The organism is Acidovorax sp. KPB24-07, from assembly GCF_057543315.1.
Genome location: NZ_BAAJYS010000158.1, coordinates 1 through 8,598, shown reverse-complemented (window position 1 = coordinate 8,598; position 8,598 = coordinate 1). Strand labels below are relative to the sequence as shown.

Below are 8,598 nucleotides of genomic sequence, written 5' to 3'. Positions count from 1 at the left end.
TCGGCGACGACGACCGCTCGCGCGCCTGGCTCAAACAGCGGGGCAAGGACTTGCAGGCGCTGCGCGCCGTGGGCCTGGTGGTCAACGTTGCGACGCCCGAAGCCCTGGCCGCACTGCGCCGCCTGGTACCGGGCTTGATGCTCTCGCCGGCCTCGGGCGACGAGCTGGCGCAGCGCTTGGGGCTCAAGCACTACCCGGTGCTGATCACCGCCACCGGCATCGAGCCCTGACGTGACGTGAAGCACCCGCCATGGCCCAGTCCCAAGCCGTCGAAGTCTTGCTGCGGCCAGCGGTGGAGCTATACACCGTCGCGGTCTGTGCGGGCGCCGCGCTTCTGTGCCTGGTGGCCCCGTGGTCGCTCGCGCTGAGCCCCTTGCTCGGCCTGGGCAGCGCGCTCGCTTTCCTCACCTTCGGCGCGCTGCGTTTTCACGATGCTTGGGTCATCCTGCGCTACCGGCGCAACATCCGGCGCCTGCCGCGCTACGTGATGACCAGCCGCGACGTGCCGGTCAGCCAGCAGCGGCTGTTCGTCGGCCGGGGCTTCCGCTGGGATCAGCGACACACGCACCGGCTCATGCAGACCTACCGGCCGGAGTTCCGCCGCTACGTCGAGCCGACGACGATCTACCGGATGGCGCGGCGCATGGAAGAGCGCCTGGAGTTCGCGCCGTACCCGCTGTCGAAGATGGCGAAGGCCCTGGCCTGGGACAACCCGCTCAACCCGGCGCGTCCGCTGCCGCCGGTGGGCGGTATGCCGCGGCTGCACGGTATCGAACCGTACGAGGTCGACGTCACGCTGCCATTGGCCGAGCGCGTCGGCCACAGCCTGGTGTTAGGTACGACCCGCGTCGGCAAGACCCGCCTGGCCGAGCTGTTCATCACCCAGGACATCCGGCGCAAGGTCAACGGACAGCACGAGGTCGTGATCGTCTTCGACCCGAAGGGCGATGCCGACTTGCTCAAGCGCATGTACGTGGAAGCCAAGCGCGCCGGGCGCGAAGGCGAGTTCTATGTCTTTCACCTGGGCTGGCCGGACATCTCCGCGCGCTACAACGCGGTGGGCCGCTTCGGACGCATCTCGGAAGTCGCCACGCGCATCGCGGGCCAGCTTTCCGGTGAAGGCAACAGCGCGGCGTTCCGCGAGTTCGCCTGGCGCTTCGTCAACATCATCGCGCGGGCCTTGGTCGAGCTGGGGCAGCGGCCCGACTACCTGCTGATCCAGCGTCATGTCATCAACATCGATGCGCTGTTCATCGAGTACGCCCAGCACTACTTCGCCCGGAACGAGCCCAAGGCCTGGGAGGTCATCGTACAGCTCGAAGCCAAGCTGAACGACAAGAACATCCCGCGCAACATGATCGGCCGCGAGAAGCGCGTCGTCGCGCTGGAACAGTACCTCTCGCAGGTGCGCATCTACGACCCGGTGCTCGACGGCCTGCGCAGCGCGGTGCGCTACGACCGGACGTACTTCGACAAGATCGTCGCGTCGCTGTTGCCTCTGCTGGAGAAATTGACCACCGGCAAGATCGCCCAGTTGCTGGCGCCGAACTATTCGGACCTCTCCGACCCGCGGCCGATCTTCGACTGGATGCAGATCATCCGAAAGCGGGCCGTGGTCTACGTCGGCCTCGATGCGCTGTCGGACGCGGAAGTCGCGGCGGCAGTTGGCAACTCGATGTTCAGCGATCTCGTCTCGGTCGCCGGCCACATCTACAAGTTCGGCATCGACGACGGCCTGCCGGGTGCCGCGACGGGCGTGAAGGTGTCGATCAACGTGCACGCCGACGAGTTCAACGAACTCATGGGCGATGAGTTTATTCCGATGGTCAACAAGGGTGGCGGTGCCGGCGTGCAGGTCACGGCCTACACGCAGACCCTCTCGGACATCGAGGCGCGCATCGGCAACCGCGCGAAGGCGGGTCAGGTCGTCGGCAACTTCAACAACCTGTTCATGCTGCGCGTGCGCGAGACCGCTACGGCCGAACTGCTGACGCGCCAACTGCCCAAGGTCGAGGTCTACACGACGACGGTGATGAGCGGCGCCACCGACAGCTCCGACCCGACCGGCAACACCGCGTTCACGTCGAACACGCAGGACCGCATCAGCAGCAACAGCGTGCCATTGATCGAACCAGCGCACGTGGTCGGCCTGCCCAAGGGCCAATGCTTCGCGCTGATCGAGGGCGGGCACCTGTGGAAGGTGCGCATGCCCTTGCCGGCACCCGATCCCGACGAGGCCATGCCCAAGGATCTGCAGGAGCTGGCCGGCTACATGCGGCAGCACTACGTCGAGGCCGGCGACTGGTGGGACAACAAGGGGCTTCCCGGTCTGCAGGACCAGGCACTGCCCGACGATCTGCTCGCCGACTTCAAGCAGATGGCGAGCGCGGATGAAGAGGCCACGGCATGAGCGATCCCGCCGTCGCCGTCCAGCGCCAACAGATTCGCCAGCAGGGCCTGATCGCGGGGCTGGTGACGCTGCCGTTCCGGCTGTTCGGTGTGTTGATCGGCTCGCTGCTGCTGTGCATCGTGATCGAGTGCATCGGCATGCGCTTCCTCTGGCCCGAGCAGGGCTGGCGCCATGCGCAGGGCATGTTGAACTACGAACTGTCGCAGCTCTCGGAGCATTTCACGCAAAGCGTGCTGGTGCAGGAGCCGGGGCGTAGTGCGCGCCAGCTTGTCGAGTGGGCCTACCAGGGCTTGTTCGTGAAGACGGGCCTGCTGGACTGGATACGCGACGCCGCGGCGCAATCACGCGCCGGTGCCAAGAGCCAGGCGCAGGACTTCCGCTACTACATCGGGCAGCTCTACGCGCATGTCGAGAGCTACGTCATCGCCTCGGCCTACACGGTGCTGGTGTTCCTCGTGCGGCTGCTGGTACTGATCCTGACCTTGCCGCTGTTCCTGATGGCGGCCTTCACCGGCCTGGTGGATGGCCTGGTGCGCCGTGACGTGCGCGGCTTCGGCGCCGGGCGCGAATCGGGCTTCGTCTACCACCGGGCGAGGGCCAGCCTGATGCCGCTGGCGGTGCTGCCCTGGGTCACGTACCTGGCGCTGCCGGTCAGCGTGCATCCGCTGCTGATCCTGCTGCCCAGCGCCGCGCTGCTCGGCGTCGCGGTCTGCATCGCGTCGGCGACGTTCAAGAAGTACCTGTAGCCGCATCGGCCGCCGTCGCGGAAAGCGGTGGCGGGCCGGTTCCGATTGATTGCGGCACCGGAAGACCGGCCGTTTGAGCATCAAGCCATCCGCATCCCTCGGAGAACGGCTCGATGGAAACCACTCGCAATCCCGCGCAGGTTCGGCGTTTTCGCCGTCGCGGCACCCTGGGCCGTGCGTCTTGCCGCGCTGCTGCTTGCCGCTGCCGGATTGCAGCCCGCCATCGCCGCTGACGCCTCCGACAACGCTGCGGAGCGCGAGATGCTCGCCGCGGTGACGCGCCAGCTCGACCTGCTGGATCGCCTGGCCGAGCGCGCCGCCACCACCGCGCCGCAGGAGCGCACCCGCTACCACTTCGACTACGCGCGGCTGCGTGCCGACCTGGAGCGCGTGCGTGCCGGGGTGCGCGACTACCTCGTTCTGCAACGCGCCCAGCCGCGTGATCCCGTGCCGCTGGCCGGCGACTACACGCGCAGCAACGCGGCGCCTGCGACGCCGGCCAAGGAGGCGCCGTCGCCATGACGCCTTCCGCCGATCAGGTCGCTGCCTTCACGGCCAACGGTGGGTTCGCCCCCGGGGCCGTCTCCACCGTCGTGCTCGGTTTCGTCTTCGCCGTCCTGCTGCTGTGGGGGGTGTGGGCGATGCGCACCGCCTATGTCGGCTGGGCCGAGCACCACCTGACCCAACGCCAGTTCCTCGGCGTCATCGTGCGCTTCGTCGCGATGTACCTGGTGCTGGGCTTTTTCCTCCTGTCCTGACCCCATGAAAGGTACTTCGCCATGAACGCTCCCGCTACTTCCCGCCGCCCCACGTCGCGGCCCGCCGCGCGCCTCGCCGCGTGGCTGATCCCGCTGGGCATCGCCGCCACGCCGCTGCCGTCGTTCGCCGACCTTCCCACGCTGGAAGACCCGTCGCGGGGCACCGGCAGCGGCATCATGCAGACGCTGCAGAACTACGGCTACGACATCGTGCTGCTGATCGCGCTGCTCGTCGTCGCCTCGATGTTCGTCGGTGTCTGCTACCACGCCTACACGCGCTACGCCGAGATCCATACCGGCCGCGCGACGTGGGGCCAGTTCGGCCTGACGGTGGCAGTGGGCGCAATCCTGCTGGTCGTCGGCATCTGGCTGCTGACCAAGGCCACGGGCGTCCTGTAAGGCCCGGCAACGATGGCCGGCGCCCTGGAGAGCCCGTCGCGCGATGGGCTCGTGACCTTCCTGCCGCACCGCCTCAACCGCCATCCGGTGGTCGTGCGCGGGCTCACGGCCGACGAGCTGTGGGTCTGCGCCGGCGTGTCCGGCGCGGCCGGCCTCCTGGCCGGCGTGCCGCTGGCCTGGCTGACGCACAGCATCGCGATGGTGCCCACGCTGATCGTCGCCGGCATCGGTGTCGGTGTCTTCGTGGGCGGCGGCCTGCTGCGGCGGTGGAAGCGCGGCCGGCCCGAAACCTGGCTGTACCGCCAGCTCCAGTGGCGGCTCGCGCTGCGCTACCCCGCGCTGGCAGCGCACGCCGGCGGGGGCCAGCTCATCACCCGTTCGGGCTGGTGGTCCACGCGGCGCCTGCGGCCCGATCCGTCCCTGCGTCGAGGCAGACCATGAGCCGATTCAAGAACGAGGTCGCGCACCTGCAGGCGCACGTGAAGACCCTGCGCCTGGCCGGCGCCGCGCTGTTCGTCGTGGCGCTGCTGCTCGGCTTCGGCTGGTGGAGCGCACCCAAGAGCCTGACCATCCACGTGCCGCCCGATCTGCGCTCGGGCAGCACGCGCAAGTGGTGGGACGTTCCGCCCGAGAGCGTCTACGCCTTCACCTTCTACATCTGGCAGCAAGCCCAACGTTGGCCGACCAACGGCGAGCAGGACTACCCGCGCAACCTGCATGCGCTGTCTGCGTACTTCACGCCGAGCTGCCGCGCCTTTCTGCAACAGGACTTCGAGTTCCGCCGTAGCAATGGCGAACTGCGTCAGCGCGTACGCGGCATCTACGAGATTCCGGGTCGCGGTTACGGCGACGACCCGGCCATGCGCGTGCGCACCGTGTCGGCCAACAACTGGATCGTCACGCTGGACGTGAGCGCGGACGAGTACCTGGGCGCCGAGCAGGTCAAGCGCGCACTCGTGCGCTACGCGCTCAAGGTCGTGCGCATGGACGTGGACCCCGAGCGCAACCCCTTCGGCCTGGCACTGGACTGCCATGCGCGCGCGCCGGAGCGCATCGAGACCCCGCCGCCTGCGGCGCCGCCCGGCCGGGCCGCGAGCGCCGGCTCCAACCTGCAGGGAGACACCCCATGAAGTCCCTCGTGAAGCGTTCATCTGCGGCGGCCCTGGCTGGCCTGCTGCTGTGCCTGGCCTTCGTGCCTGCGGCCCATGCCATCGAAATCCTGCGCTGGGAGCGCTTGCCGCTGGCGGTGCCGCTGGTGGTCGGCCAGGAGCGCGTGGTGTTCATCGAGCGCAACGTGCGCATCGGCGTGCCGCCCACTGTTGGCGAGCAGTTGCGCGTGCAGAGCGCCGGTGGCGCGATCTACCTCCGCGCCAATGCGCCGATCCCGCCCACGCGGTTGCAACTGCAGGACGTGGAGTCGGGCGCGCTGATCTTACTGGACATCGCGGCCGAGCCGGCGAAGGCGGGCCAACCCGCGCTTGAACCCGTGCGCATCGTCGAAGCCGATGTGCCGGCGACCCGCTACGGCGAGCCGGCAAAGACTGCGGCGACGGCGGACGACGATGTGGCGCGCACAGTCCCCGCAGCGAAGCGCGCCACGCCGGTGGCGGTCGCGCTCACCCGCTATGCGGCGCAGAACCTCTACGCGCCGTTGCGCACCGTGGAGCCCGTTCCCGGCATCGGCCGCGTCAATCTGCGCCGTGGGCTGGAGCTTTCCACCTTGCTGCCCACGCTGCCGGTGCGTGCGCAGGCGCTGGCCGCTTGGCGGCTCGAAGACCAGTGGGTGACGGCGGTGAAGCTCACCAACGCCTCCGGGCGCTGGCTCGACCTCGATCCCCGCGCGCTGCAGGGCGACTTTCTCGCCGCGACCTTCCAGCACCCGAATCTGGCGCCGGCCGGCCGCGCCGCCGACACCACGGTGGTCTACCTCGTGACCCGTGGCCACGGCCTGGCCGAGTCGCTGCTGCCCAAGCTCTCACCGATCGACGCGACGGTGAACCTGCCGCCGGCCGCGGCGGCCGGCCAGGCCGAAGGAGGTGCCCGCCATGAAAAGTAACCCCCTCCTGAAGTGGCTGCTGATCCCGATGGCGCTGGTGCTGCTGTTCGTCGGCATCAAGATGTTCTCCGGGGATCGCGGCGCCAAGCCCGTTCCGGCCGGCAGCGCCAACTCGCTCACGCCCGAAGAGATGAAGGCGCTGGGCATCGAGGGCGACACGCCGCGCGATACCGTTGCCACACTGGTGGCCCAGGTCAAGCAGTTGCGCAACGAGCTGCAGACGGCGCTCAACGACAACAAGAACCAGAAGAGCGAGAACGAGCGTATGCGCGCGCGGGAAAGCGCGATCGACCAGCGCATCCAGTCCGCGCTGGATGGTGAACGCGGCCGCCTGCAGCAGGACCGCGAGCAGTTGGCCGGCGACCGCCAGCAGACCCAGGGCCTGCTGCAAGACCTGCAGCGGCGCCTGGATGGGCTTTCCGGCAAGGGCGGCCAGGCCGATCTGCCGGTCGGGCTCGGCCTGGAGGACGGCGACGGCAAGGGCTTCAGCGGCAGCCAGGGCGGCGCCGCGCGCAGCACCAGCGGCACGCGCTGGGTGGAACCGGACGATGCGAAGCCTTCGGCGAAGAACGGCAGCAGCGGCGGCCTGAACTTTCCGACCAGCTTCGGGCCGGCACAGAAGACGCTTTCCGACACGGCCGACAACGTGGCCAGCACCGTCGCGGATGCAGGCAGCCGCGCCGTGGGCGCGTCGTCCAAGCCGGTCTACACGGTGCCGTCGAACTCGACGCTGATGGGCTCCATCGCGATGACCGCGCTGATCGGCCGCGTGCCGATCGACGGCACGGTCAACGACCCGTACCCCTTCAAGGTGCTGATCGGCCCGGACAACCTCACCGCCAACGGCATTGACATTCCCGACGTGGCGGGCGCGGTGGTCAGCGGCACGGCCTCGGGCGACTGGACGCTTTCCTGCGTGCGCGGGCAAATCCGCTCGGTGACGTTCGTCTTCAACGACGGCACGGTGCGCACCATGCCGGAGGACGGCAACCGCAACCAGAACGGCGGCTCGGGCGGCAACGCGAACAGCACCACGCACGGCGGCCTGGGCTGGATCAGCGACCCCTACGGCGTCCCCTGCGTCAGCGGGGAACGGCGCAGCAACGCGCAGCAGTACCTCGGTTCGCAGGCCCTCATCACCGCGGCCGGTGCCGGTGCGGCCTCCCTCATCAAGTCGGACAACGGCAGCGTGGCCGTGGTCGCCAACAGCAACGGCTCTCTCGGCACCGTGGGCATCAGCGGCAACGAGGCCATGGGCCGCATCCTCGCCGGCGGCGTGCGCGACATGGCCGATTGGGTCAACAAGCTGTACGGGCAGGCCTTCGCCGCCGTCTACGTGCGCCCCGGCGCCAAGGTCGCCGTGCACCTGGAGCAGCCGCTCAACATCGACTACGACGCCAAGGGGCGCCGGGTCAATCACCGCATCGGAGGCAAGCATGCGTCGGATTTGGATTGAATCGGCCGTGGTGCTGTGCGCGGTCGTGGTGCTGGGCGGCTGCGCCACCAGCAAGGACAAGGTACTCCCGCACGGCGACTACACCATGCTCGACGTGTGGAACCAGGAGACGGGCGGCAGTGCCGGCGGCGGGCAAGCGGCGCGGCAACTGCTCGATGCACGCCAGGGCCTGCGCCGGCCGCTGACGGAGGCCGACGTGCATGCGGCGCCCGCCGCCGCTACCGCCTACACGCGCACCGCGGCCAACGAGATCTACCGCCAGTTCCACCGGCTCCCCAACCCCGATCTGGTCATGTACGTGTTCCCGCACCTGGCTGGCAGCGATCCGGTGCCAATGCCTGGCTACACCACCGTCTTTCCCCTGTATCAGAGGGTCCAGTACGCCATGCCCGGCGAACGCCTGGAGGACTACTGATGGCCTGGACCTTGCCCTGGCCGCGCAAGGCCCTCGCATCGGCTGGCCCTGAGCTGCACGACGAGGATGCCTGGTCGCGGCATGTGACGACACTGGCGGCACACGGCATCCCGGAGCCGGGCACCGTCGCGGATGACCGGCTGCACCGTCCTGCCACCGAGGCGGACCAGCAGGCGCTCTACGGTGTGGCGCCGTCCTTCGCCGACCTGCTGCCTTGGGTGGAGTACCTGCCGGGTTCCAAGAGCATGCTGCTGGAAGACGGCCAGTCGGTGGCGGGCTTCTTCGAGCTGGCGCCGGTGGGCACCGAGGGCCGCGAGATGGCCTGGCTGTGGCAGGCGCGCGATGCGCTGGAGAACGC

Annotated in this window: 12 protein-coding genes; all 12 read left to right on the top strand. The window is 69.0% G+C overall.

What is annotated here, in order from left to right; genetic code table 11:
- Positions 1-230 (top strand): integrating conjugative element protein (locus tag AC27IQ_RS15370; protein ID WP_487089973.1); only part of this gene is annotated, 230 nt, incomplete at its 5' end.
- A 20-nt stretch (positions 231-250) separates the two neighbouring features.
- Positions 251-2,410, top strand: a complete 2,160-nt coding sequence (traD, locus tag AC27IQ_RS15365) for a type IV conjugative transfer system coupling protein TraD (protein ID WP_487089972.1) — start codon at positions 251-253, stop codon at positions 2,408-2,410.
- A complete protein-coding gene (locus AC27IQ_RS15360) occupies positions 2,407-3,156 on the top strand; it encodes a TIGR03747 family integrating conjugative element membrane protein (protein ID WP_487089971.1) in 750 nt (249 codons plus the stop codon). Before traD ends, AC27IQ_RS15360 begins: the two co-directional genes overlap by 4 nt.
- 174 nt (positions 3,157-3,330) lie before the next feature.
- A complete protein-coding gene (locus AC27IQ_RS15355; protein ID WP_487089970.1) occupies positions 3,331-3,678 on the top strand; it encodes an integrative conjugative element protein, RAQPRD family in 348 nt (115 codons plus the stop codon).
- Entirely contained in the window at positions 3,675-3,914 is a 240-nt protein-coding gene (locus AC27IQ_RS15350) for a TIGR03758 family integrating conjugative element protein (protein WP_096450688.1), read from the top strand. The genes AC27IQ_RS15355 and AC27IQ_RS15350 overlap by 4 nt, the downstream gene beginning before the upstream one ends.
- 21 nt (positions 3,915-3,935) lie before the next feature.
- Positions 3,936-4,313, top strand: a complete 378-nt coding sequence (locus AC27IQ_RS15345) for a TIGR03745 family integrating conjugative element membrane protein (protein WP_487089969.1) — start codon at positions 3,936-3,938, stop codon at positions 4,311-4,313.
- 12 nt (positions 4,314-4,325) lie between these two features.
- Positions 4,326-4,754, top strand: coding sequence for a TIGR03750 family conjugal transfer protein (locus tag AC27IQ_RS15340; protein WP_487089968.1), 429 nt, complete (start codon positions 4,326-4,328; stop codon positions 4,752-4,754).
- On the top strand, positions 4,751-5,443 hold the full coding sequence (locus AC27IQ_RS15335; protein ID WP_013721995.1) for a PFL_4703 family integrating conjugative element protein: 693 nt from the start codon (positions 4,751-4,753) through the stop codon (positions 5,441-5,443). The genes AC27IQ_RS15340 and AC27IQ_RS15335 overlap by 4 nt, the downstream gene beginning before the upstream one ends.
- Complete coding sequence (locus tag AC27IQ_RS15330; protein WP_487089967.1) at positions 5,440-6,369, top strand: TIGR03749 family integrating conjugative element protein; 930 nt, start codon at positions 5,440-5,442, stop codon at positions 6,367-6,369. Before AC27IQ_RS15335 ends, AC27IQ_RS15330 begins: the two co-directional genes overlap by 4 nt.
- Positions 6,359-7,825 carry a TIGR03752 family integrating conjugative element protein gene (locus AC27IQ_RS15325; RefSeq protein WP_487089966.1) on the top strand — a complete coding sequence of 489 codons (1,467 nt, stop codon included), beginning with the start codon at positions 6,359-6,361 and terminating at the stop codon, positions 7,823-7,825. Before AC27IQ_RS15330 ends, AC27IQ_RS15325 begins: the two co-directional genes overlap by 11 nt.
- Complete coding sequence (locus AC27IQ_RS15320; protein ID WP_487089965.1) at positions 7,806-8,240, top strand: TIGR03751 family conjugal transfer lipoprotein; 435 nt, start codon at positions 7,806-7,808, stop codon at positions 8,238-8,240. The genes AC27IQ_RS15325 and AC27IQ_RS15320 overlap by 20 nt, the downstream gene beginning before the upstream one ends.
- On the top strand, positions 8,240-8,598 hold a 359-nt coding region (locus tag AC27IQ_RS15315; RefSeq protein ID WP_487089964.1), incomplete at its 3' end, for a TraC family protein. The genes AC27IQ_RS15320 and AC27IQ_RS15315, both read left to right, overlap by 1 nt.